The sequence below is a fragment of the Anaerocolumna sp. AGMB13025 genome, from assembly GCF_029689925.1.
Taxonomy (GTDB): domain Bacteria; phylum Bacillota; class Clostridia; order Lachnospirales; family Lachnospiraceae; genus Anaerocolumna.
The window spans coordinates 3612760-3637792 of record NZ_CP121445.1; the positions used below are offsets into that span (position 1 = coordinate 3612760).

General features: G+C 37.8%; 23 protein-coding genes. 6 read left to right on the plus strand and 17 right to left on the minus strand.

Features of this window, described 5'->3' with window-relative positions; all coding sequences use genetic code 11:
* Positions 1-293: 293 nt before the first annotated feature.
* Positions 294-1706, plus strand: a complete 1413-nt coding sequence (locus QA584_RS14825) for an NAD(P)/FAD-dependent oxidoreductase (RefSeq protein WP_278269822.1) — start codon at positions 294-296, stop codon at positions 1704-1706.
* 190 nt (positions 1707-1896) lie between these two features.
* Here the strand turns inward: QA584_RS14825 and QA584_RS14830 are convergent, their stop codons facing one another.
* On the minus strand, positions 1897-3270 hold the full coding sequence (locus tag QA584_RS14830; protein ID WP_278269823.1) for an MATE family efflux transporter: 1374 nt from the start codon (positions 3268-3270) through the stop codon (positions 1897-1899).
* Positions 3271-3621: 351 nt separating this feature from the next.
* A complete protein-coding gene (rpsO, locus tag QA584_RS14835) occupies positions 3622-3888 on the minus strand; it encodes a 30S ribosomal protein S15 (protein ID WP_278269824.1) in 267 nt (88 codons plus the stop codon).
* Between the two features lie 241 nt (positions 3889-4129).
* Between rpsO and QA584_RS14840 the strand changes: the two genes are divergently transcribed.
* From QA584_RS14840 to QA584_RS14850, 3 genes are read left to right on the plus strand one after another with little or no spacing between them, the layout of a single operon-like run.
* Positions 4130-4312 carry a hypothetical protein gene (locus QA584_RS14840; RefSeq protein WP_278269825.1) on the plus strand — a complete coding sequence of 61 codons (183 nt, stop codon included), beginning with the start codon at positions 4130-4132 and terminating at the stop codon, positions 4310-4312.
* Positions 4313-4368: 56 nt separating this feature from the next.
* Complete coding sequence (gene dpsA, locus QA584_RS14845) at positions 4369-5259, plus strand: dipicolinate synthase subunit DpsA (protein WP_278269826.1); 891 nt, start codon at positions 4369-4371, stop codon at positions 5257-5259.
* The gene (locus tag QA584_RS14850) at positions 5246-5833 is read left to right on the plus strand and encodes a dipicolinate synthase subunit B (RefSeq protein ID WP_278269827.1); all 588 of its coding nucleotides are present in this window, start codon (positions 5246-5248) and stop codon (positions 5831-5833) included. Before dpsA ends, QA584_RS14850 begins: the two co-directional genes overlap by 14 nt.
* A 291-nt stretch (positions 5834-6124) precedes the next feature.
* Here QA584_RS14850 and QA584_RS14855 read toward each other — a convergent pair whose 3' ends face one another.
* The 13 genes from QA584_RS14855 to QA584_RS14910 form a co-directional block, all read right to left on the minus strand.
* Positions 6125-6772 carry an undecaprenyl diphosphate synthase family protein gene (locus QA584_RS14855; RefSeq protein ID WP_278269828.1) on the minus strand — a complete coding sequence of 216 codons (648 nt, stop codon included), beginning with the start codon at positions 6770-6772 and terminating at the stop codon, positions 6125-6127.
* Between the two features lie 333 nt (positions 6773-7105).
* Positions 7106-7594, minus strand: coding sequence for a J domain-containing protein (locus QA584_RS14860; RefSeq protein WP_278269829.1), 489 nt, complete (start codon positions 7592-7594; stop codon positions 7106-7108).
* Between the two features lie 84 nt (positions 7595-7678).
* Positions 7679-7915 carry an HPr family phosphocarrier protein gene (locus QA584_RS14865; RefSeq protein ID WP_278269830.1) on the minus strand — a complete coding sequence of 79 codons (237 nt, stop codon included), beginning with the start codon at positions 7913-7915 and terminating at the stop codon, positions 7679-7681.
* A 256-nt stretch (positions 7916-8171) separates the two neighbouring features.
* On the minus strand, positions 8172-9731 hold the full coding sequence (locus tag QA584_RS14870; RefSeq protein ID WP_278269831.1) for a glycoside hydrolase family 5 protein: 1560 nt from the start codon (positions 9729-9731) through the stop codon (positions 8172-8174).
* Between the two features lie 60 nt (positions 9732-9791).
* A complete protein-coding gene (locus QA584_RS14875; RefSeq protein WP_278269832.1) occupies positions 9792-10622 on the minus strand; it encodes a carbohydrate ABC transporter permease in 831 nt (276 codons plus the stop codon).
* 1 nt (position 10623) lies between these two features.
* Positions 10624-11502 (minus strand): carbohydrate ABC transporter permease, encoded by an 879-nt coding sequence (locus QA584_RS14880; protein ID WP_278269833.1) that lies wholly within the window; start codon positions 11500-11502, stop codon positions 10624-10626.
* A gap of 203 nt (positions 11503-11705) precedes the next feature.
* Positions 11706-12974: an ABC transporter substrate-binding protein gene (locus QA584_RS14885; protein ID WP_278269834.1), complete on the minus strand. Its 1269-nt coding sequence runs from the start codon at positions 12972-12974 to the stop codon at positions 11706-11708.
* Positions 12975-13118: 144 nt separating this feature from the next.
* Complete coding sequence (locus QA584_RS14890) at positions 13119-14213, minus strand: response regulator transcription factor (RefSeq protein ID WP_278269835.1); 1095 nt, start codon at positions 14211-14213, stop codon at positions 13119-13121.
* Positions 14200-15978: a sensor histidine kinase gene (locus QA584_RS14895; RefSeq protein ID WP_278269837.1), complete on the minus strand. Its 1779-nt coding sequence runs from the start codon at positions 15976-15978 to the stop codon at positions 14200-14202. The genes QA584_RS14890 and QA584_RS14895 overlap by 14 nt, the downstream gene beginning before the upstream one ends.
* Before the next feature lie 458 nt (positions 15979-16436).
* Positions 16437-17591, minus strand: a complete 1155-nt coding sequence (locus tag QA584_RS14900) for a GGDEF domain-containing protein (RefSeq protein ID WP_278269838.1) — start codon at positions 17589-17591, stop codon at positions 16437-16439.
* Positions 17592-17721: 130 nt separating this feature from the next.
* A complete protein-coding gene (locus QA584_RS28860) occupies positions 17722-17937 on the minus strand; it encodes a CDP-alcohol phosphatidyltransferase family protein (RefSeq protein WP_442870336.1) in 216 nt (71 codons plus the stop codon).
* Positions 17938-18163: 226 nt separating this feature from the next.
* Entirely contained in the window at positions 18164-19180 is a 1017-nt protein-coding gene (locus tag QA584_RS14905; protein WP_278269839.1) for an SDR family oxidoreductase, read from the minus strand.
* Positions 19181-19237: 57 nt separating this feature from the next.
* On the minus strand, positions 19238-20374 hold the full coding sequence (locus QA584_RS14910; protein WP_278269840.1) for an aldo/keto reductase: 1137 nt from the start codon (positions 20372-20374) through the stop codon (positions 19238-19240).
* Positions 20375-20663: 289 nt separating this feature from the next.
* Here QA584_RS14910 and QA584_RS14915 point away from each other — a divergent pair, with 289 nt between their 5' ends.
* Positions 20664-21044, plus strand: a complete 381-nt coding sequence (locus QA584_RS14915) for a MerR family transcriptional regulator (protein ID WP_278269841.1) — start codon at positions 20664-20666, stop codon at positions 21042-21044.
* Between the two features lie 10 nt (positions 21045-21054).
* Here the strand turns inward: QA584_RS14915 and QA584_RS14920 are convergent, their stop codons facing one another.
* Positions 21055-22641 carry a putative ABC exporter domain-containing protein gene (locus tag QA584_RS14920; RefSeq protein ID WP_278269842.1) on the minus strand — a complete coding sequence of 529 codons (1587 nt, stop codon included), beginning with the start codon at positions 22639-22641 and terminating at the stop codon, positions 21055-21057.
* Positions 22638-23363 (minus strand): ABC transporter ATP-binding protein, encoded by a 726-nt coding sequence (locus QA584_RS14925; protein ID WP_278269843.1) that lies wholly within the window; start codon positions 23361-23363, stop codon positions 22638-22640. Before QA584_RS14925 ends, QA584_RS14920 begins: the two co-directional genes overlap by 4 nt.
* A 200-nt stretch (positions 23364-23563) precedes the next feature.
* Between QA584_RS14925 and pdxR the strand changes: the two genes are divergently transcribed.
* Positions 23564-24976 (plus strand): MocR-like pyridoxine biosynthesis transcription factor PdxR, encoded by a 1413-nt coding sequence (gene pdxR, locus QA584_RS14930; RefSeq protein WP_278275180.1) that lies wholly within the window; start codon positions 23564-23566, stop codon positions 24974-24976.
* Positions 24977-25033: the final 57 nt, after the last annotated feature.

Sequence of the window (25033 nt, forward strand, 5' to 3'; positions counted from 1 at the left end):
ATCCGCTAATCCTTCCCATTTTCATTAATTATTAACATCTCAAATAAAAATTCATAATCATTTTGCTGTTAACTAAGTATAGAAGGTTATTAATTCCACTATTACGATTGCGATAGGCAGACATTTTTTCTACAAAGTCATAAAAGATTACTTTTTGTTAAATATTTTACATTAAGTTTATAACACAATTACCTATTATCATATGAAAGCAACTATTGCATATTTATAGAATTTATGATAGAATTTCGTTGGTTATGCGTTAGGTAGACATAAACACAGAAGGAGTGTTGCGAATGCAAAAATACGATGTAATAATTATAGGCGCCGGTCCATCCGGTATTTTTTGTGCTTATGAGTTAATAAAAGAAAACAAAGCCTTAAAAATATTAATGGTGGAAAAGGGAAGACCTATTGAAAAGAGAATGTGCCCCAAGAGAACCACAAAACAATGTGTGGGCTGCAAACCCTGCTCTATCACAACAGGTTTTGCCGGTGCAGGAGCTTTTTCAGATGGTAAACTCTCACTCTCCCCAGATGTAGGCGGTAACCTGCCGGATATTTTAGGCTATGAAAAAACCATTGAACTATTAAAAGAATCCGATGACATATACCTTAAATTTGGCGCAGATACCAATGTATACGGAATAGATAAAGAAAAAGAAATTCACGAAATCAGAAGACGTGCCATCAATGCCAACCTAAAGCTGATTGAATGTCCAATCAGACATCTTGGTACGGAAGAAGGCTATAAGATTTATACCCGTTTACAGGAACATCTCTTGGACAGCGGTGTTGAGATGCTTTTTAACACCATGGTACAGGATATTATTATAGAAGATCAGCAGGCAAAAGGAATATTAATTGGTGACGGCACTACTTATTATGCAGATGAAATCGTATCTGCCATAGGCCGTGAAGGTTCCGACTGGTTCAGCCACATCTGCGGCAACCATGGAATTGAAACCAAAGTAGGTACGGTAGATATTGGTGTCCGGGTGGAAGTCAGGGATGAAGTAATGGAATTTTTAAATAAAAATCTCTATGAAGCTAAATTAGTTTACTATACTCCAACTTTTGACGATAAGGTTCGTACATTCTGCTCCAACCCTTCCGGCGAGGTCGCTACGGAATATTATGAAAACGGTCTTGCAGTTGTAAACGGTCATGCTTATAAATCCAAGGAATACAAAACCAACAATACTAATTTTGCAATCCTTGTTTCCAAGAACTTTACAAAACCCTTTAAAACCCCTATCGATTACGGAAAATACATTGCCCAGCTAAGTAACATGTTATGCGACGGCAAAATTCTGGTTCAGACTTTCGGCGATTTTCAGCGAGGCAGAAGAACTACAGAAGAAAGACTTTGCAGAAATAACTTAATTCCTACTTTAAAAGATGCGGTTCCCGGCGACTTATCCTTAGTATTCCCTCACCGGATCATGGTAGACATTAAAGAGATGCTCCTTGCCCTGGATAAAGTAACCCCAGGTATAGCAAGTGACGAAACCCTTCTTTATGGTGTGGAAGTAAAATTCTATTCCAACAAGGTAGTGGTTAATAAAGACTTTGAAACCAGTATAAACGGTCTTCGTGCTATCGGCGACGGTGCATCGGTAACCAGAGGCTTGCAGCAGGCATCTGCCAACGGCATCAGTGCAGCAAGAAGTATCCTGACCAAAATGGCTGAGGAAAAGGTCGTTTAATTTATCAGTAATTATCAACTTAACCATATTTTATATCATAATAAAAAAGTTTCCGGTATCAATCGCCGGAAACTTTTTTTGTTATCCCCTATGTTGATTTGGCTTTAAGATTAAAGACAAAGATTATTTTCCCAAATCTATATTACTTGGTATCCTCAGTTTTAATCCAAAGGAAAAACTTTGGAAATAATTATCCAGCCACCAGATTTCTTAACCATTTCTTCTTTCGGTAGCGGAATACTCCTAAAATAAACTTATAGACTTCTTCGATTAAGACCATTGCATAAACGATATAAATCGGAAAATGCAGTATCAGTCCACCGATAAAAGCCATCGGTATCCCAATAAACCAAACACCAGTACAGTCCAAAAACAAACAAGCTTTCGTATCACCGCCGCTTCTTAATACACCTACAATAATAATGGTATTAAACATTTTAAAAGGAAGATACAGGATAAATACTAAAAAGCACAATCTGACATAACCCGCAACCTCTTGTTCAGCGCCAAACAAACTAATTACCGGCTGTCTTATAATAAGACACAAAATACCAACAAGGAACGTTAAGGTAAGCTGTATAAAGATAAGATTTTTAGCATGCCGTTCTGCATCTTTTAAATGACCGGCCCCCATTTCATTCCCAAGGATAACGGCGGCAGCATTGCTGATCCCCATGAAAATCACCTGTACCAACTGCTCTACGGTCTGGGTTATGGTAATCGCAGCTACCGCCGAATCTCCCATTCTTCCATAGGCAAGAGAATATAATGTAACACCAAGACCCCACATAAACTCATTAGCAATAACCGGTGATACAGTTGTAAAATATTTTCCTATAAAATTCTTATCAAGGGTAAATAAATCCTTTAATCCCGCTGCAGCAGGACCTTTATTTTTATACACATAAGTAAGCAGTATCGTGCATTCAAATATTCTGGCAATTAAAGTACCAATTGCCGAACCGGCTACACCAAGTTCAGGAAATCCGAACTTACCATAAATTAACAAATAATTGAATATAAGGTTAATTAAAATCGAAATACTGCTGATTACCACCGGGGCTTTTACCTGATTCACTCCTCGAAGCAGAGACACATATGCATTGGTCACTGCCGTAAATGGATAGCTGATTACAACAATGGACAGATAGATTGCTCCAAGCTTTACAGTTTCTTTACTATTAGTAAAAATACTCATAACAAATTGAGGGTTAACGATACATGGTATTACAAAGAAAACCGAAGCCCCCAAAACCAAGCCCAAGGAAATGCCCAGTACTTTCCTGATATTCACTACTTCCCGCTTTCCCCAATATTGAGCGGTTAAAACTCCCGAACCGCTTATAATACCAAAAACCAGCAGAGTAAAAACAAAGAACACTTTATTCGCAAGCCCTACTCCGGCAATTGCATTTTCACCAAGTTTTCCAATCATTAGGATATCAGCAAAATTAAGGGAAGTATTAAGCAGCCCCTGTAACGCAATGGGTATCGCGATCGCTACTGTCTTCCTTAAAAAAGCTTTATCCTTTATAATTGCATTTATGTTGTTAATTATGAACATAGTTGTCATCCATTCGTCTTATTTTTATAACAAACAATCTTCCTTGCAAATATTTTATTTACCTGGAATTCAGCAAAAAAGTTCGGAGAACTTTCCTCGTATAAAAGAACAAAGAGTCTGGCTCGCCAGACTCTAGCGCTGACGCGCTGTCACGACAGTGACAATCTTCCTTAAGTGCGTCATGCGCATCCTGCCTGGAAGGCTTTTTAATTTATAGGAAAGTTCTTAGAACTTTCCTATAAATTAAAAAAGAGTGGACAAAATCCACTCTTTTACTTTTAAAATTAGAATGCTCATGAAGTAATTATCTGCATTACCACACTACCAAACCGATTAATTGAAAGCCACCGATTATTTTCTTAATCCTAAACGTTCGATTAAAGTACGGTATCCTTCGATGTTCGTATTCTTTAAGTATTCAAGTAATCCTCTTCTTTGACCAACCATTTTAAGAAGACCTCTTCTTGAGTGATGATCTTTCTTATTAATCTTTAAATGCTCTGTTAATTCGTTGATTCTTACAGTTAAAAGAGCAATCTGTACTTCAGGTGAACCAGTATCTGCTGGGGTTCTTCCGTAAGCTGCAATAACTTCTTGTTTCTTTTCTTTACTAATCATGTTTTTTTCCTCCTAAAATTGAAACGCCTCATACTAAGATTAAGGTCGGAGTGTCCTTATTCTGAGTATTGGCTGAAATGTGTGGCAGCTGCCACTTTGTTCTCTGATGGGATTTCTCATATTCTGAGACAATCACATACGACTTATATCATAACACAGTATAAAAGAAATGTAAACAATAAATTATGCTAATTGAAGCAAAGCAAATAAATTATGCTAATTGAAGGAAACTCAACAAATTATGTTAATTGAAGCAAACACCTTAAAATTAATTATAGTAATGGAAGCCTGCCAGATCAATTACTTTTTAGTCTGCTATGTCTTAAGAATAATAACCGCCGGCAGCCGAATTTACGTAAAACATCATAAAAACAACTTTTTTGTAAATAACTGCACTTGTGAAAGTACGAACTTTTTACTGTAAAATCCATATATTGAAGCATGCAATACTATTAACTTAAGTTTTAAGGGAGGCAATATATGAATCCTGTTAGTTATGATTTTGCAATTATCGGCGGCGATATGAGGCAGATTTATATGGCAAATGAGTTAGTCGCCCGTAATTACTCTGTTATTGTATACGGTCTTCTGGATCCAATATTAGATTCATCCTGCACTGCCGCAGATTCCCTGGCAGATGCTATAGATTCCAGTCATATCATACTCACCCCCATTCCTGTTTCAAAGGATGGCAAAACAATTATTTCCCAAAAAGCACAACCTGATTTAACCATCTACCATTTACTCCGTTTACTCTCTCCGGGTCAGAAATTATATGGCGGCTGCTTAACAAAGGAAATCAAAAAGCAGTGTGACAGCAATCATATATTTTATCATGACTTCATGGAACAGGAGGAAGTCATCTTATTCAATACCATTGCTACGGCAGAAGGTACCCTTGCAGAGGCCATTCTTTCCAGTACTACCAACCTCCACGGAAGTTCCTGCCTTATTTTAGGCTATGGCAGGTGCGCCCGTACCCTGGCAGATAAATTAAGAGGCCTTTGCGGTCATATTGATATTGCGGCACGATCTCCCCTTGCCCTTGCGGCTGCAAATGCAGCTTCTCTTGGTACTGTTTTGCTTTCATCCCTGGAGGAAAAAATCGACCAGTACGATTATATATTTAATACGATACCTTCTCTTGTACTTACAAGAGAGATCCTTGTTAAAACAAACCCGGACGTGATCATTATCGATATTTCATCGGCACCGGGCGGAGTTGATTTCGCTGCCTCCAAAGAATTAGAACGAGCTGCAAAACTTTGCCTCGGACTTCCAGGTAAATATGCACCAAAATCCTCGGCGTACTTTTTAATTGATTACCTGTTAACTAATCTAGAAAGAAGTGATTCGTATGTCATTGCATAATAAAAATATAGGAATTGCCTTAACCGGTTCCTTTTGTACATTTGATAAGGCATTTGAAGAAATTGAACATCTTTTAACAGAAGATGCAAATGTTTACCCTGTTCTATCCTTTAACGCACAAAAAATTGATAGTAGATTTGGCAAAGCTGCTGACTTTTATGAAAGATTAAAACAGCTTACCGGCAGGGATCCCATCACCACCATTGAGGATGCAGAACCTGTGGGACCAAAAAACATGTTTGATATTATGGCCATTATTCCCTGCACCGGTAATACACTGGCAAAACTTGCAAATGGTATAACCGACACTCCGGTGCTTATGGCTGCGAAAGCCCATATTAGGAATAATAAACCTCTAGTAATCTCCCTGGCTACTAATGATGCACTCGGAATGAATTTAAAAAATGTCGGTGCCTTATTAAATGCCAAGGATATCTATTTTGTTCCATTTGGTCAGGATAGTCCGGAAAGCAAACCAAAATCCATGATAGCCCATACCCATCTGCTGAAACTTACCCTTGAAAGCGCCTTGGAAGGCAAACAGATCCAGCCTGTAATTATCAGTCCTTTCTGATAATCCCCGGGATATCATATAGAATAATAACCTATATGAATCCCCTACATATTCTTAACTCCCTTATAAATCTACTATTTTTTACTTTGATAACCTTTATAAACTTATAACTATCTATTTCTTTAATAACTTGATGAAACTTATATCTATTTATTTCTTTAATAACCTTTACAAATCTCCTATATCGGAATATCCATTATATCTTCTCTTTTTTCTGTGGGTTAATCTGATCGTATCAGAACACTAAACTCCTGTTTCATCTTTACAACACCATCTATATATATTGACTGATCAACCGCCCAGTGTTATATCCTGATTCTGGTACCAATCAAGCGCATCATATAGGTGCTGTATCTTAAATTCCGGCCACATCTCATCAATAACATAAAAGTCCGCATAGATGGACTGAACCGGCAAAAAGCCGCTGAGTCTCCTTCTGCCACCCCATCTTATTATTAAATCCATTCTGGATATATCAGAAGAGGCAATCCCTGCCGTAAAACTATCTTTTTCTGCTTTTAAAGAATGGCTTAAATCCCAATCCCAGCCATAATTGACTAAAAAATTAACATTCATTAGACCGTTTCCAAAGGTTACCCGGTTTGTGAAGGGAAGCAGTTCCTTGGGAAATAAAGGAGTACCGGTATTGCCGATTACAAGAAGATTGGCATCTTCCTTTGTTAACTGCATAACAGAATCCACACAGGCTTTTTGGAATGCCAGGGTCTGGACGGAAGGCCGTTTTGTATTATCCTGGGTAAAACCGTAAAAGGTCATTTCTTTGATACCCAAATTAATACATTCCCGGTAAAGTAAAAACCCCGGTTCGATACCGTGTCCGTAACCTTCTTCCTTGCTTAAACCGTTACTTTGAGCCCATCTTCTGTTTCCGTCAGGTATAATACCAATATGGCGGGGCAGTCGTTTGAATTGAGTCATCCCTACATCCTTCTTTCTTAGCCTATGTTCTTTTGTATCCTATCATATCTGAAATCCTTTTGTTTCAATTCATTTCTATCAATCCATTTCTTTCAATCCATTATTATACTCCTTTTGTTTCAATCCTATTGATTTAATTCTCTTGCTTCATTTTTTTGTTTCATTTTTTTATTTCAATTTTTTTTAAATCTACTAGATTATTCCTTTTGTATTCATAGTAACAGTAAAGTACATGGTTGTCTATCATGTCTATAATAAAATTAAAAATGACCCGCAGCCTAAAAGTATATGATACTTTTCCGTCTGTCGGATCACGTTTTTAATACCTGCTGGTTATTTTATATGAAGTGACTCAAACTGCTCAATTAATTCAATAAACTTGGCACCATCTCCGCCGGTATCCGGATGATACCGTTTGGCAAGTTCCCTGAACTTCTTTTTAACAGCACCTGTGTCTGCATCAAAGGGAAGTCCAAACTGGGCAAGGATATCAGGATCATAGAGACTCTTATCAAGCAATCCATTGTCTTTATATAATTGATAATAAACACCATAATAATACTCACATATGATATTTTTAAGTTCCTCTTTATTCATTTTAACTAAACGGTTTAAAGGATATTTAACCGGTTTTGAAGTATCTTCATGGAGATCAAAAAACTCATCCCAAACTAGTCTTATTTGATTCAGTTTTTTCAGTGCAGCCAGTTTGCTATTACTTTCCGAGAAATCCACCACATGAAATCGTATTTTAAGTTCCACTTTCTTTAGGTTTCTGATTTTTCTCTTGATTTCACTACAACTAATAAAACAGTCTGACATAATTACCCCCAGGTTTTGCCGGCATTTTTCGTACTTCAAAGGCTGATATCTTATTGTAGCCTTTTGCAGTACGAATTGCAATAATTATTTCACCATGTATTTCCGAAGTCTTTTCATTATTTCATCTAATTCTTCCTTTTCCGCGTATATGTCAAGCCTCACCGGTTTTGCTAAATCCAAACTAAAGATCCCCATAATTGACTTAGCATTAATTACATACCGGTCCGATACTAGATCCAGATCTGCATTGATCTTGCTGGTATCGCTAACAAACTCTTTTATCCGATCAGTGGAATTAATTAAAATTTGAATCGTTTTCAAGGTTTCAACCCCCTCCTATTATTATGAAACAGCATATTCTATGCAGGAGCTGGTTAAAAAATTCATATTTTACGTAATTATTTCCATTTTAACCGCAGTTTGTGTACTTTATTGCATATTAAAAGAATATTTTGTAAAGAAAATTCCTAAAAAACAACTACATAGCATTCTTAATAACCAATAAACTAACACTGACTGGATTACACCGTTTAAAAGTGTCTCTAAAAGTTTTTAAGATACGCCGCTTATTACCGCATTATAATAAATGAATCGTATCAACCACAAGGGGACCTTTCTCACAGATTAGTTGAATGATATGTCTTTCGCTGGCAGCACACCGGAATACCCCAGTAAAACTATTAACTCCTGCAATCTCCTTTTTTATCACCTGCTCTTGCCCATTAAGCTCCATTCTAATAGTTCCGTTTCCGCTTACCATCACAACAGCCGTAACCACCTCTTTATCACTACAAAATGCATAACCTACGCTATCCCTGTCATATAACTGTAGAACAAGATTCTCTTCTTTGGGTTGTTCCTCTCCTCCGTAACGCTTATACTCTACCTCACCGGTTTTACCATTTTCAAACAGTATTGTCACTGGTTCAGACTTACGAAGGTCTGCTCCCGGCATGCGCCTGGAATAAATCTGATAATCATCATATGCTTCACAGGGAATGATTACCGGCACTTGTCTTTTAAGTGCGTGGAATACCATGTCATTTACTTTGTATTCTGCAATGGCTGTTAAGAAATTATTAAAAATCCATATTGCTTTTTCCCGCTTTATCTCTTGCTTTGTGTCAATCCAGTTGATTATCTCTGTTAAACCCTCCGGTTCAGAAAAAGTAATTGGTGAATTGGTACAATCCATTTTTTTATACGACCAGAAAGACCAGCTTATCCCTAAGCGCTCAAATAAAGGAAATGCTGTCGTATACCAGTCACAGTTATTCTCCCCGCCTTCTCCCATATACAAGGGTACCTTCAGACGTTTGGCAGTATCTATGAACTCTTTAAGGCTTTCTTTATCCGGATTACTCCAGTACTTATGGAATTGCAGCATAATATTCTCTGCCGCTTCTTCTTCCGTTAGTTCATCAAATATAGTAAAATCAGTTGACCAATGGACACCTTCTAAAATAATCATATGATTTTGATCAACCTTTCTTATTTCTTTCATTAGCCTGCGGTAGAGTGGTATCAGCTGATTATAATACTGTTTATTCCATTCCGGCAGCGGTTCATTTAATAAATCATAACCGGCAATGATTTCTTCTTTGGCATACCGGCTTGCAAGCATCTGCCATAAGGAAAGCAGTTCTTCTTTATACTGCTCCTCCAGAAACAAACCGGGTTCATCCTTTTCACTGTCGTCTATATTCTGACCTGTCTGTCCTCCGGGTGCTCCATGCATATCCAGTATGACATAGATCTGATATTTTTTACACCACCGAATTAACCGGTCTACCCGTGCAATCGTCTCCGGGATAAATTCCATTTTTCTGTCTTTTATTTCATAAAGGTGTCTTGCATTTAAGGGCAGTCTTACAGAATTAAACCCCTCCTTTGCAATTAACTCAATATCCTTCTCTGTTATGTAGCGGTCGTAATACTCTTTCCAAAAGTAAGCGGCATATTCACTGCCGCAAAGCTCGATCAGCATTTTTTCCATCCGCCTTGGACGGTCGCATTTTGTATAGAGTTTCCACATATACCCCTCGGGTAAAAACCATCCTCCAAGACCGAAACCTCTAAGTAAAATCGGTTTTCCACCACAGAAAATTCCCTCATTCTCTGCTTTTATAAAAGCCATATATTCTATTCCTCCCTTCGTCTGCCCCTGCTATACCAAACAAGTATTTATGATCTCATTTTATCCCTTTATTGCCCCATCCGCAATTCCTTTTAATATCTGCTTTTGAAATATAGCATAAAAGATAATGACCGGGATTGCTGCCAGGATCAATGCGCTGAGGATAGCAGTCCAGTCACTGTTATACTGACCGAACAGAGTATTGGTAGATAATAGAAGGCTGTATTTTTTATTATCTGAAATCGTGATGAGGGGCAGCAGGAAATCATTCCACATCCAAAGAACATTGGTAATACAGATTGTTGCCGTAATCGGTTTTAGCATAGGCATAATAATATAGATAAAGGTCTTAAGCTGGAACGCACCGTCTATTGCAGCTGCTTCTTCAAGCTCCAGTGGAATCCCTTTTACGAAGCCATGATATAAAAAAATTGCCATACTGACTCCAAGACCTGCATACACAAAAGAAAGCCCCAGTAGCGAATTCTTAATATGAAAGAACAAAACCACTTTATATAAAGGAATCATAATCGAACTAAACGGAATCAGCATAGAGACTACAAAGAGACCAAATAGGAAGGAGGATAATTTTGTTTTAGTACGGCACAGCTTCCATCCAGCTAAGGCAGAGAATAAAATAATCATAGCTACACCGGTAAAGGAAAGAAATGCTGTATTCATAAGACTCCTTACAAAATGCATTTTTTTAATGGTACGGATATAATTCTCAAAATGAATGGAGGACGGGAAAGATACTACATTTGTTAAGAGTTCCCCGTTGGTCTTAAAGGAGTTCATAAAGGCCATAAGCAAAGGATAAAGCCAAAATACTGCCATCAAGGAAAGAAGTGTGTATATGGCTGTATTCTTCCATAATCTTTTCAGTTTCATTTTATAATTCCTGCTCCCTTCTTTTCATGACAGACAATTGAACTGCCGTTATTAAGAGCACTGCTAAAAATAATACGGTAGACTTGGCAGTGGCATAACCAAACCGTATATTTCCGGTAAAAGCTTCTTCATATATATTGATTGCAACAGACTGGGTTGCCCTGCCCGGACCTCCACCGGTTAAGGAATATATAACATCAAATACCTGGAAGGCGGAATTTAAAGTCCAGAAAATACAGATGGTTACCCCATGACGAATCATAGGAAAAGTAACCCGCCAAAAACTCTGCCAGCTGCTGGCACCGTCTAATTTGGCAGCTTCGATTAAAAAAGCCGGAACTCCCTGCAGTGCAGCCATATATATAATCATCAGATAACCAACAGAGCCCCAGGCAGACACGATGATAATTGCCAGAAAGGAGTATTTAGGATCACCAATCCAGGATTTATCCAGAAATTTAAGCCCCCAGTTATCTGCCAGATAATAACATACTTTTGTAAAAATAAATGTCCACATATAGCCGCCTATAATCATACTAATCATATTTGGCATATAAAAAAGGGTTCTGAAAAAGCCTTTTGCCTTACGTCTGCTTTCAATTCCCACTGCCAGTAACAATGCCAGGATATTAGCTGCAAACACCATTACCACTACATACTTTAGGGTAAAGAACATGGATTTCCAAAAGTCAGTATCCTGAAATATTTCCAGAAAATTGTTTAACCCCACAAAGTGATAATTCTTATTCAGACCATTCCAGTCTGTCATGGAATAAAAAACCCCTGATATTGCTGGAAACAGCTTGAATATAATGTAAACAACCAGTGCCGGAGCCACAAACAGCAGCAAACTTAGATTCTTATTTTTCTTCTTTGTCAATTTGTTCTAATCTCCTTTATTCGTAAATAGGACTGCTGTAAAATCTCAATAGTTGCAAATACTGGTAATAAGGTATTTATTTATCACTTAATAAACTATAAATCGTATTTTACAACAGCCCAAATCTGTTACTCCTTACCTACTGCCCTATAAGCTAATTGTTAGTTTACTGACAGTTTCGCGTTCCCTTTCAAGGATTTACCTTAATTTAAAGCATTCGCTTCCTTAAAGGTTTTATCCAGATCTTTTATGATATCTTCCTTGGTTGTGGAACCTACATAGTAAGCCTGTAACAGTTTTCCCTGTTCATCCGTCACAGAAGACGGAAGTACCAGATCCTGATAAGAGCGTCCTTCTTCAACATATTTGGAGGCTTCGGTTACCCAGGAGGAGGATTCATATTTATGACAGGTGGCAAGGGGATTAAAGGAACAGGACTTAAAGAGGTTCGAGGAATCCTTATCATCCAGTACATAATTCGCAAATTTTAAAGCCAAATCAAGCTCCTTGCTGTTTGGATATACTCCTAACGTAGTAGAGGTGGATAAATTAACCAAAGTACAGTCTTTGTTATTATTAACCGGTAACGGGAATACACCCATATGCATATCCGGATTGGTAGTCATAATGGTCTGGGCTGCCCAGGTTCCCTGTACAAACATGGCTGCCTTACCGTTTGCAAAGTCTGCACTGGCAGCTTCACTGCCTTCCTCCATGGCTCGCTCGGTGCCATTGGCAATAATTAAATCAATCGGATCAAAAATATCACTTATTTCTTCGTAGGAAGCCTGATCTTTATACATGCGCTCCAGCCAGTCTTTTGATTCGCCGGATACTTTACCGCCTATGGTTAACGCGGTCATCAGCTGAGGTACCCATTGTTCCTGAAATGCTAAAAGAAAGGGGGTATATCCTTTTCCTTTTAGCACCTGGCAAATGTTTTTCAGGTCATCCAGGGTATCCGGTGCGGTAAGCCCGCAGTCTTTAAATATATCTTTATTATATAAAACCCCCCATGCCTGGCTTTCAATTGGCACAGCATAAAGTTTTCCGTCAGTAGATACAGTTTCCCGTACATTTTCATAAATCTTATCCGCCAGAGCTTCTTTGGATATATCAGTCAGGTTGCCTGCTTTTACATAAGCAGGAATATTATTACTGTGTATGGTATATAAATCCGGTGCGTCATCCCCGGTCAGTCTCGCCTGTAATACACTGTCATACTGGTCAGAACTTGGCATCTCAAGATTGACTTTTACTTTTATATTTTCCTCTTTTAACATCTTATCTTCAAACTGCTTGCAGTAAGTCTCCCACTGATCCATGTATTGAGGGAAACTCATCATAATGTTTAACTCAGCTTCTTTGGTGACCTTATCCCCGCTTGCGGTATCTGACTGTTTGCAGGCAGTAAGTGCTACCGTCAGGCAAAGGGTCAGAGTAAGTGCAATTACCTTTCTCATAATCTTCATCTCCATGCTCCTTTTACATTTTATAGTTTTTCAGGGTAGCTACTCCTTATACGCTTAATACTTTCCTATTAAACGATACTATTATCATACAGCCGATCCTATAAAAAGGCATTTTCCAAATCCGCTATTATTTATTGTCAATTATTAACCTCTGATTTCACCGGGCGTCTGGTTATAATATTTTTTAAAGGTTTTATAAAAATGGGCCTGATCCACGTATCCAACTAAGCTGCCGACTTCCTTGATAGGTATCTTGTATTCCAGAATCAGTTCCTTTGCCTTCTCCATTCTAAGGGCCGTGACATATTCAGAAAATCCCCTTCCGACAGCTGCCTTAAAGCTTTTACTTAAGTATTCCTTGCTGACATAAAAAAATTGAGCGGTCTGTTCCAGGGTAATCCCTTCCGTATAAGTTTCCTGTATATACTTCTTGATTTTCTCAAGATCCAGCTTATTACGGCTGCGTGTAATTTCTTGTATGGTTTCGGAGGCCTTTAAATAAAGCCTTAAAACAAAGGACAACATTTCTTCCAGGGTACTTTCACGGCTGAACACAAAGGTAGTTGCTTCCTCTTTATATATTTCACCAGGCATGAACTCCTGTCTTTGGATAAAACGCTCTAAGATATTCATAAGGGTATAATAAATACAGATCATATTTCCCTTGGATAAATTCTTTGTTTCATTTTCTGTGGTAACCAACAGCCTGATGGCATCAAATTTTTGTTTTATAACCTGAAGGTTACTAGAACACAGGGAATCATACAAGGCATCCCGAAGAGCATAAAACTTACCGGCCCAGTTTACGTCTAAAAAACCTGCTTCTGTATTGGTTTCCAAACGAACCGTTTCATTTCTTTTGGATAGAAGGGTTATGCACTGATCCAGCTGATGATTCAGTTCTTCTTTTTTTATGGGCTTTAGCAGATAATCCACCGCATCAAGCTTTAGTGCACTGCGTATATAGTCATAATTATCATAGCCACTGATAAAAAGTACGAAAGCCTGGTTGCCTTCTTTTCTGATTATATCAATTAAATCGATTCCGCTAAGCTGGGGCATTCGTACATCTGTCAATATAATATCCGGAGATACCTGCCGTATCAATTCCAGCCCATACTCCCCATCAGAGGCCTCCCCCGCAATTTCGATTCCCTTACTCTCCCATTCCCCCAGACTTTTAATTACTTCTCTGGTCCAAGGCTCATCATCGATGATAACCACTTTATATTTGCTCATGAGGTTTGATCTCCTTTACTGCTTTTAATAATACCTTAACTGTAGTGCCTTCCCCTATCCTGCTGTTTATAGTAACACCATAGTTATCTCCGGGATATTTTAACCGAATACGGGAATTTACATTGCATAGCCCTATGTGGGATTCCGCCTTCAGGGTATTTTCTGCATCATTTAAGAGCATCTCCTGTAGTTCTTTCAGCTTGTCAAAAGGTATACCGATTCCGTTATCGTTCACGGTTAAGAGCAAATCCTTCTTATCCGTTAACTGTCCCCTAAGGCATATACTCCATTTACCGGATTTATTGGATAGACCATGTTCAAAACTATTCTCAAGTATTGGCTGTAAAATTAATTTTGGTATCCGGCAGTCCATTAAATCTCTTGTAATATCTAACACCAACTCAATGCGGTTTCCAAACCTTTCATCCTGAATCATAAGATAGCTTTGCAGATAATGGATTTCCTCCCTTAAACAGACCATTTCCCCTGAGAAGTTCAGGGTATACCGCATGATGTCACTTAATGCAGTGGTAACCGTATAAATTTCTGGTGCCTGTTTCTTTAAAGACATACCTCCGATTACCTGCAGGGTATTATACATAAAATGAGGATTGATCTGAGCTTGCAGTGCCTGCAGCTGTGCATCCCTTTTATCAATCTTGCTCTGATACTCCTGCATGATTAATTTCTGGTTTCTCTCTAGCATGACTCCAAAGCTGTCCTGTAAAATTCCTATTTCATCCTGTCTGCCTTCTGATTTTACACCTGCAAAGTCGTTCAGCATTACCGTCCGCATTTTGGCAGATAAATCAATAATAGGCTTACTGTATACCCTGGAAAACAGTATGGATGCAATTACAGAGATAATTACCGCAATTACCGCCGCCATGAACCCGCCCAGCAAAGTATTACTAAGAGCTGCCAGAATTGTATGATCTGGTACCGCTAACAATACTTTTAATTTGCCCCCCTTAACCGACCGATAAAACCAGAAATTACCTCCGGTAAACACCTCCTGGGTTTCGGCTTTGCCAAGACCTTCCATGATTCCTTCTACCTCAGCTGAGGAAAAAGCAGCCTCCTTGCCGTAATCTGCCTCAATTAATTCATTCTGGTCATTAAATATCATAATTGATTCATCTGCCGTCATCTTGATATCCTCTAAAATATCCTGTATTTCAAAGGGACGCATCTGCATGGTTATCAAAGCAATGGGCTTATTGTTATAGAAATTATAAATCTGATGAGCAATGGTAATCTCCTTACCACTTTTAAAAAAAACCAGATTTGTCTGAAGGGAAGCATCTCTGTTCATCCAATAAGAAAGCCTTTCCCCAGTTGGGACCAAAGAAGCTCCTGACCGTTCTGCTAACAGTACGTAATCCCCGGATAAATTATATAATTCCATGGAATTTAGGTTACTGTCCATACTGATCGTTTCATTTAATGCAGAAATCAACCTCAATTTTGATTTATAATCCAATTCATTTTTCTCTTTCCCTTGGCACCATTTATTAATATCTGTCTTTATTTCTTTATCCACTTCGAATTCATAAAACCGGTCAATATAATTCTTAAGCTCCATATCCAGCCTGTCCTGTAACCACCTGACGCTCATCCTCCGATTATAAATCAACTGATCCCGCATGGTATTATAAGTAATAAACGCAGCAATGGAAGTAATTAAGGTAACCAGAAAAACCGAAAGGGTAAGCATGCTGATTAATAGTTTTTTACGTACGGATAAGTTTTTGATGATTTTCATAAATCCTCCCAGATACACATGCTTTTTATGTACAAATCTACTTCTTCTACTATTATAACACGTATATGTCCCTGTAAGAATTAGTTTCTTTTGTTAATATTTAATCTTATTATTGTATATTTTTATGGTATAATCATACATTGAAAAATTATAATTGAATGATTGCATGTCTAGAATATGGGCTTCTTTCCAATTATTCTTATTGAATTTTACCTTAGGCAAACTATGTCTGATATGAAAGTTCCATCGTTCTGAAAGGTAAGGCAGGATAGACTCGACTTAGAATTGTAGTTTTAGAATAATGATTGAATAGTAATAGACTATGTTATATTTGTCAAAAAACAAGTGTAAGATTGTCCAAATAGAGGAAGGAGCCAAAGAAAAACAGCTCGCAGTCAAAAGACTCCCAAGCTGTGTTATAAAGCACCCAACGCACCCCAAACTGCGAAGCGTCTCTGCTAGCAACTATCCTCTTCCCGATACACCACCCCTTTATTAAACACCTTATTTTCATACATCAAAGTATCCAAAAGTTTCTGAAAATCCTCAGCGTTTAAATTAGACGCAGGATCATAAACCGCATACCCCATACTAAAACCAATCTTATAAGGTTTACCGCTGGTCCTGTTGTAATTATCGATGGACATTCTGATTCTTCCAGCTATTTCTTCCAGTTTATCCTGTTCCGAGATATCCAGTATAGCAAAAAACTCATCTCCGCCAAACCGAGCAATCATATCATTGGATCTTAAACTATTTCTTAACAGAGTGGTACATACCTGTAATGCGTTATCTCCAACATCATGACCATAAGTGTCATTGATTAACTTAAAATTATCCAAATCCACCATAATAGCAGAAAAAGTCTTAGCCGGAGAACTTGTACTAATCTTCTGCTTTAAAGAAGATTCTAACTTTTTCCGATTATAAACTCCGGTTAGATAATCGGTATACATATTCGTATTTTGAATATTAAACGAGACAATCAGAATTGAGAATACGATTCCATTCAGTACAATGGATATCCCATAGAAAACAATTTGTAAAATGGTACCGATGAATGGGGGCACCGCAAAAAACAGCAGTGAGAACAGTTGCTTCCGGTTAATCTTATCCCGATTCTTTAATGTTAAAATAAAGGCGGCAATCATAAATATATCAGTATAAAATGCAGCTAGATAAAACATTGGTCCTCTGCGGTAAATGTTATCAGCATCAATAGAATAATACCACCCATTTACCTGTGTAATGAGCAGGAAGATTATATTTAACCCATTTACAATAAAGATTGGGAGCAGCAGCCGTTTCGTTTTTTCTTCTTCTTTAAAGATCTGGTCATGTACATATAACAGCCAAAGAGAGGAAATAACAGGGCCTAACAGAAAAATGGTAAAATTTCCGACCTGGTTTAAGATCGAATAAATCGTATCCGGTCTTCCGTCAAATCTGCTTAATATATCAACCATAAGCATCAGAATCGTAATTTTCAGCACACCTTTATAAAGTTTATTCTGAAGGGTATCATCATCGTTTTGTTTTCGTGAAAAAATATAAATAATTATTACAATACCGATAGAATATACATCTATAATTATGTTACTCAGTAAGTTCATTCTTTTTTGCTCCTTGTCATTAATGCCTGATTTTTCTGATAACATGTCTTTTCCATATTCATCCTGCTATATACACCAAAATTTTATTATATCATCAGATGAATATAAACCAAATAGGAAAATAGTACACTTATCTGTTGAATATGCTTCTCCTGTCTAAATCAAGCTTATCCGATGTAATATGAATTATGGTTTCCTCCAATGCCGAAACTGCTGCAAGAATACACACGAACCACAGAACTACCTTACCCATCCAAAGAAAAATCGAACATAAGATAAGCGCGCATAAAATTAGGTCTGCTATGGAATCCAACCTTGCTCCAAGTCCGCTCGAAACATACCACAAGACCCTTAAGCTACTGATGAAACCACTCCTTATAATACTAAGAGTTATTATAACACTTATATAAACTTACTGCTACCTTTAAATGTAAAATTCTCTCATATATCCTTAGCTCGTTATAAATCTCTCCCTCAGAGCGGCTTTATCAAATTAACAGCAAAAATAGTGCCACCGGTAAAAAAACCGAGGACACTATTTATATTGTAATTTTTTAATTAATGTTAGGTATTTATTTATTAATATCCAAAACTGCTTGTTCCAGGGCTTTGATGACTTTATCGCACCACTCATCAAATTCCTTATCTTCAACCTGATATTCTGTATGATTTAAAACATTTTGAACTGTTTCTTTTATCCCTTGATCAAAACGTATGGTAGCGGTAAATTCCGGAACCAGCCTTTTTAATTTGGAATTATCAAAGACTACAGAATTAGCTTTATCTCCCAGTAACGACCCGTTATAATCAAGCTTGCTGGCAGCATCCAAAAACTCTGAAGCTACATGTATAGCATTCAGTTTAACACCTAACGCATCTGCAATTGCTTCATAAATCTGATTCCAGGTCAAGGTTTCATCTGATGTAATCTGGACTGCTTCTCCGATTGCATGAATATTACCTAAAAGACCAACAAATCCTTTTGCAAAATCTGCATTATGGGTCATAGTCCAAAGAGAAGTTCCGTCACCATGGATAATGACTTTTTTCCCTTCCAGCATTCGCTTGACTACCTGATAACTGCCTTTTTCACCATGAACCCCTAAAGGAACACTTCTGTCGTCATAGGTATGACTGGGTCTTACAATCGTAACCGGGAAACCCTCCTCCCGGTACAGTTTCATTAAGTAATCTTCACAGGCAATTTTATTACGTGAGTATTCCCAAAAAGGATTCGACAAAGGCGTACCTTCCGTTATCCGGTAATCAGATAAAGGGGTCTGGTAAGCAGAGGCTGAACTGATAAAGATAAACTGTTTTGTTTTACCACGGAACAAACGGTAATCCCGCTCTAACTGGGCCGGTACAAAAGCAATAAAATCTGCTACCACGTCAAACGTTAACTGAGCGATTAGATCAGTAACCTTTTCTTCCTCATTAATGTCTGCCCTTAATTCTCTGACTCCGTCTGGCAGTGTCTCATTCCTGCTGCCACGGTTTAACAAATAGAGTTCATCTCCTCTTTCCAGTATTGCCTTGGAAATCGCCGTACTTATAGTTCCCGTTCCACCAATAAATAAAATCTTCATACTATCTCCCATCTGTGTGCTATGGCACACGTATAAAACTTAAACTTTGCTATAAACTTATACTGCTGCCAAAATATCTTCAACGCGTTTTAATTCTTCACGAACTTTAAGCTTCTGAGGACATTTCTTTTCACAGAGACCGCAGTCTTTACAATCTGCAATGGTCTTACCGGCTTCTGCTTTATATTTTTTCATCTCTGCTTTTGCATGGTCTGTTAACCCGTATACATTGTGGTAAGTATACATATTAAAGATATGGGGTATATTGATTCCTACCGGACATGGCTGACAATAGGAACATCCGGTGCAGTATAACTCACTGAACTTCTTAAGCTGTTCTACTGCATCGCCTAATTGTTTCCATTCTTCTTCGGAGTGTATGCCGCTGTCACTGCCGATAATCAGATTCTTTTTTACCATATCAAGGTTTTGCATACCGGACAAAGCACAGCTTAAATTCGGATTACCCAGTACAAATTTAAATGCAAGCTCATAGGTAGCGATTGAAGGTTTTCCGGTTAATTTCGCATATAGATCGGTAGGTGCTGAGAGTCTGCCACCTCCAACAGGACCCATAGCAACTACGCCTATGCCTTTTGAAGCAGCATAACTTATCATTTCTTCATTGCTTCTGTCTAAAAGATTATACTGCACCAGCATAGTTTCCATAGGAACCCCCATTTCCTCTGCAGTATCTATTATGTATTTGATATTTTGTGCTTCATCATGGAACGAGAACGAAATATGCTTGATTAAGCCTTCCTCTTTTGCTTTTTTTGCTTCCTCCAAAAGATTAAGACCTACCATTTTTTCGTCAAACCCCTTCTTATTAATTCCCCAGAAATGATAGAAATCAATATAAGAAGTATCCAGTTTTGCAAGGCTTCTTTCCAGGAACTTTCTATAATCTCCCGTTTCTTTACAGTCACCTACCGGACATTTCGTGGATATCATGACTTTTTCCCTGATTCCTTTCAACGCTTTTCCGACGGCAAGCTCGCTGTTGGAATGGCAGTAAAACGGCGCGGTATCAAAATAATTAACCCCATTTTCATAAGCGTGAAGCAGCATTTCGGCTGCTTTTTCATCATCAATGAACCATTTTCCATCTTCTTCATATTCGGGCAGTCTCATACAACCAAAACCTAGAGCTGATATCTGTTCTCCGGTCTTTCCAAATTTCCTGTAATTCATGATAAAACTCCTTTCAAATCCCCATATTGTTTTAGGTATAAGACAAGTATAATCCATAGAGTTAACTATAGGTCAATGGTTTTTTGCCAGGTTTATCATTTCTACTTTTTCAAGTCTACTTTTTCAAGTTATACCATGTGTACCCAATTCACCTTGCTAAAGTATTTTATCTGTTTTCTGGTTATATATATTTTGTGATAAAAAGTATATCTATAAGATTGACACTAAAATCACATTATGTTATTTTATAGAGGATAGAGCACCTTATGAACTATGGAGGAAGTTACACATGGAATATACAATTAAGCAGGTTTCCGAAAAAACCGGACTATCCATATATACTTTACGTTATTACGATAAGGAAGGATTACTGCCATTAGTAAAACGAAGCCAGAGCGGAATAAGAAAATTTTCCGACAACGATATTGACTGGCTGGGATTAATCTGCTGCCTTAAAAATTCAGGTATGTCTATTGAAAACATAAAAGAATTCATGAACCTGTGTTTAGAGGGAAATGAAACCGTTGAAATACGTAAAGCGATTCTTATAAAGCACAAGGAACATATTCTGGCACAAATGAAGCAGTTAGACAGCAGTCTGAATACCGTTAATTATAAAATTGATCATTATAAAGAAATCGGTATTTTTCATATTGACTGTGAGAATTAATTTATACCGCTTATTTTCCGGTATAATCCGCTTTATCTAACAAATCCCCACACACTACAAATATAAAAACAGATAACACAATACAGCAGAAGGTAAACGGTAAGGTACCCAGGAATATCAGTGATTTTGGCAGCAAATAAATTGCCGTTATACTGGCTCCGATTCCAGGTGCCATTACAAGCATAAATAAACTAATTCCAAGCATTGCTGAGATTAATTTATTAGGCTGCCCGCCAAAAATTCTCTGGCACAATAAGGTATAACTGACAAATATTATACCGGAGGAGGCATATGCAAGGGCTAAGAACAGATTTAATAACGGCGATGTTTTGCTTACAATGCAAACCACAATAAATATGATTACTGCATCAAAACAAGGTTTTATAATCGTTGTCATCGAGGCTGCGACTATCTTCTTTATAGACTTTTCCGGTATCAGATAAATATATGGTTTCGTAAGTTCATCGGACAATCTCCCAAGTATGGTGAAAAAAAACTGTACATAAACCAAAATACCAAGCACCAGGTAAACGGAAGATTCTGCCTTCATAAAATAACATAAAATCCCAGACCCGCCTGCAGCCAATACCGTATAGGTATCTAAAAACAATAGCCTGCTGGTTCGTTTCTTTTCCAAAAAATGCTTATAATATATTGCACTGGCTCCTTGGCCGCCTTGAAAACCGGTATCCTTCTCCTTTACTTTAATCTTTCTGATGTTTACCGTTTTCCTGCCGTTTTTAGCATCCTGAAGTTTATTATAGACTACCTCCGTACTAGTCAGTACATCTTCGTAATAATCCGCTTCCCCGGAAGTAAATAACGATATGATTATGATACTGCTACCAAAGAATAAAAGTAATGACAAGATAAGCAGACCTGCATTACCTTCTACTGTTGCACAGATAAACATAACCGTCCAGCCTGTAACCGGAAGGAACTGAAACGGTTTATAACTCATCAGATTTAAAACTGCCTCAAATATGGTACCTCCATGCTGCAAATACTGAAAATATATTCCCAAGGCCGTAACTACAAATAAACCATATAATACCGTCTTAACTAACTCCTTGCGTTTCTGGTCACCATTGGAAAAGATGTAGATTCCAATGGACAGCAGCTGGCAGAAAAAGATCAGTATCGCATATATAATAAATATATTAAATATAGCTCCCATACCAAGACCAAAACTGCTTTTTATGGTTTTGACCTGATATAAAATAAATAAGGCACTTAAAAAGGTTGTCGCCATTTGTTTAATGAGTCCATAGATCAGTATTTTTCTCGAAGATACCGGAGCTACGAACAATAGACCTACATCTGCCATACTAAATAATGTGGAGCCCGTAGATAAACCTGTGGTAACAAAGGAATATAAAAATAAGAAACCGATACCGGCTGTAACCATATATAAAATACGGACATCACTAAAGTTTTTTGGGTTCCCTGGCTGGCTGCCGGAGGAACCGGATGTAACAATCATTATTGTAATAACTGCTATAATAAATAAATATAGGATTAATAACGCCGGCTTTTTCCTTAAATTTAAGATTCGGTTTTTTGCAGTAGTTCGTAAGAGATATACTAAAGCTTTCATTCGCTCACCCTGCCTTTGTTGGTCCTGCCACTCTCTGTAATATCAAAAAATAATTTCTCAAGATCCTCACCGGTACCCTCTATTTCTACCCGTGACCTGGAGGCGGCTATTTTACCGTTCATCATTATATTGGCACTGTCCCAGAATTCTGCCACGCTGTCAAGCATATGGGTACTTAATAAAATCGATCTTCCCTCTTTTTTATATTCCACCAGCATAGTTTTTAATTCCTTAATCGCATGGGGATCCAAACCCACCAGTGGTTCATCAAATAACAAGACTCTGGGAGCAGGGAGCAGACCGCAGCAGATACTTACCTTTTGCTGCATGCCCTTTGATAATTCATTTCCTAATTTATTTTTTTTATCGTCTAGTTCAAACCGTTCAAACAGTTCCTCTGCCCGTTCCTTCCAATTCTCTAACGAATACGCCCTGGCTATAAACTCCATGTGTTCCCAGATTGTTAACATATCATATAAGGCAGGCAACTCCGGAATATAACCCAGATTCCTTTTAGCCTCCAAGGATTTATTCTTCTTTCCGCATATCAGAATTTCTCCCTGAAATCTTAAAAGCCCCGCAATACTTTTTATAATGGTAGACTTCCCCGCACCATTGGGACCGGCCAGTATTGATATTTCACCCGGTCTTACTGTGAATAGTAAGGAATCATTCGCTAAAAACTTCCCATACCTTTTCGTAACATTCTTAACTTCAATCATAAGCATTAAATCTCCTTTTACGAATTTCCTTTTCTATATAAAGCATAAAATCCAAAACGGCTAAACAAGCTATTAATAGTATCTAATTATCTCATACATTTTCTGGAATTTCAACATTTAACTTGCCAAATCTATCTATAACTGGTATTCTTCTATCATATACAAATCAAATTTTTAACCATACCACTTTGGAGGTGACAATTTTGCTGACTGTAGGTATTGATCCCCTTTCGTCCATTCCTATATATGAACAAATCTATACGTACATTAAAGATGAAATTAAAAATGGCAGTCTGCCTTATCACTATAAACTGCCTTCAACCAGGAACCTGGCTGCCAATCTTTTGGTCAGCCGCAATACGGTGGATATGTCTTATGCCCAATTAGTATCAGAAGGTTATATTGAAGCAATCCCTAAAAGCGGATATTATGTTGCCATGGTTTCCGATTTAGTAAATATAACTCCAAAACAGATTAAGAAACCTAAGTCCACGGCTAAAGCAAAAATACCTTATGACTATGACTTTTCACCCTTTGCCATCGATATCAATAATTTCCCTTTTAATATCTGGCGTAAGTTATCCAAAAACTGTATGAACGAATATAATAATGACTTATTTCTTCTTGGCAACAATCAAGGAGATGAAAGCCTGCGGCTTGCTATAGGAAGATATCTTCACGAATCCCGTGGTGTAAACTGCGGTGAGGAACAAATCCTCATCGGTGCCGGTGCCGATTATCTCCTCCAGTTGTTAGCACAGTTATTCCAATATACGAATACCGGAAGTATAGCCATGGAAAATCCCACTTATAAACGGGCTTATAAAATCTTTACCGGACTTCACTACCAGGTAATCCCAATTGCTTTGGATCAAAGTGGTATAAAAACCGATTATCTGGAACATACCCCTGCCGATGTAGTATATGTAACCCCCTCCCACCAGTATCCTCTTGGAATTGTTATGCCAATCAAACGGCGGATGGAACTATTACAATGGGCAGGTAAATCTCCGGACCGCTATATTATTGAGGATGATCATGACAGTGAATTCCGTTACAAAGGAAAACCCATCCCGTCTCTCCAGGGAATTGATTCGTCGGATAAGGTAATTTATCTTGGAACCTTTTCCAGAGCCGTAGCACCTGCTATCCGGGTTGGATATATGGTTCTTCCCAAAAGACTGCTGGAATTATACAGACAGCACTTATATTATTATTCCTCTACTGTGTCCAGAGTCGACCAGAATATTATTACACACTTCATAACAGACGGCTTTTTTGAGAGGCACCTAAATAAAATGAGAAAAATATATAAAGGCAAACATGATCTGGTGATTCAAAGTTTAAAGGTATTTAAAGATAAGGTAACAGTGGAGGGGGAAAACGGCGGACTACATTTGGTTCTTCACTTTAAAAGCCACGCCACGGAAAAAGAACTGATTGCTGCCGCCGCCAAATGTAATATTAAGTTGTATGGACTCAGTGAACATTATATAACTCTGCCCTCAGAGTCTGGCTTCCCCTCTATTCTGCTTGGCTATGCCAATATAGCGGAGGATAGAATACCCTCTGGTATTTCAGCCCTTTACCATGCTCTTAAGGATTATTTATAGAAAAACAGCAAATCTGGAACAGCAATGAAAGCTCCTGACTGGTATACTTTAAATAAC

Excerpts from the sequence above, each read along its gene's own strand:
- QA584_RS14850 (WP_278269827.1), top strand. The coding sequence starts at position 5,246 with ATGTCATTGCATAATAAAAATATAGGAATTGCCTTAACCGGTTCCTTT.
- QA584_RS14885 (WP_278269834.1), bottom strand. The coding sequence starts at position 12,974 with ATGAAGATTATGAGAAAGGTAATTGCACTTACTCTGACCCTTTGCCTG.
- QA584_RS14905 (WP_278269839.1), bottom strand. The coding sequence starts at position 19,180 with ATGAAGATTTTATTTATTGGTGGAACGGGAACTATAAGTACGGCGATT.
- QA584_RS14895 (WP_278269837.1), bottom strand. The coding sequence starts at position 15,978 with ATGAAAATCATCAAAAACTTATCCGTACGTAAAAAACTATTAATCAGC.
- QA584_RS14840 (WP_278269825.1), top strand. The coding sequence starts at position 4,130 with ATGTTAATTGAAGCAAACACCTTAAAATTAATTATAGTAATGGAAGCC.
- QA584_RS14830 (WP_278269823.1), bottom strand. The coding sequence starts at position 3,270 with ATGTTCATAATTAACAACATAAATGCAATTATAAAGGATAAAGCTTTT.
- QA584_RS14870 (WP_278269831.1), bottom strand. The coding sequence starts at position 9,731 with ATGGCTTTTATAAAAGCAGAGAATGAGGGAATTTTCTGTGGTGGAAAA.
- QA584_RS14925 (WP_278269843.1), bottom strand. The coding sequence starts at position 23,363 with ATGATTGAAGTTAAGAATGTTACGAAAAGGTATGGGAAGTTTTTAGCG.
- QA584_RS14900 (WP_278269838.1), bottom strand. The coding sequence starts at position 17,591 with ATGAACTTACTGAGTAACATAATTATAGATGTATATTCTATCGGTATT.
- QA584_RS14910 (WP_278269840.1), bottom strand. The coding sequence starts at position 20,374 with ATGAATTACAGGAAATTTGGAAAGACCGGAGAACAGATATCAGCTCTA.
- QA584_RS14890 (WP_278269835.1), bottom strand. The coding sequence starts at position 14,213 with ATGAGCAAATATAAAGTGGTTATCATCGATGATGAGCCTTGGACCAGA.
- dpsA (WP_278269826.1), top strand. The coding sequence starts at position 4,369 with ATGAATCCTGTTAGTTATGATTTTGCAATTATCGGCGGCGATATGAGG.
- QA584_RS14875 (WP_278269832.1), bottom strand. The coding sequence starts at position 10,622 with ATGAAACTGAAAAGATTATGGAAGAATACAGCCATATACACACTTCTT.
- rpsO (WP_278269824.1), bottom strand. The coding sequence starts at position 3,888 with ATGATTAGTAAAGAAAAGAAACAAGAAGTTATTGCAGCTTACGGAAGA.
- QA584_RS14915 (WP_278269841.1), top strand. The coding sequence starts at position 20,664 with ATGGAATATACAATTAAGCAGGTTTCCGAAAAAACCGGACTATCCATA.
- QA584_RS14920 (WP_278269842.1), bottom strand. The coding sequence starts at position 22,641 with ATGAAAGCTTTAGTATATCTCTTACGAACTACTGCAAAAAACCGAATC.
- QA584_RS14855 (WP_278269828.1), bottom strand. The coding sequence starts at position 6,772 with ATGACTCAATTCAAACGACTGCCCCGCCATATTGGTATTATACCTGAC.
- QA584_RS14860 (WP_278269829.1), bottom strand. The coding sequence starts at position 7,594 with ATGTCAGACTGTTTTATTAGTTGTAGTGAAATCAAGAGAAAAATCAGA.
- QA584_RS14825 (WP_278269822.1), top strand. The coding sequence starts at position 294 with ATGCAAAAATACGATGTAATAATTATAGGCGCCGGTCCATCCGGTATT.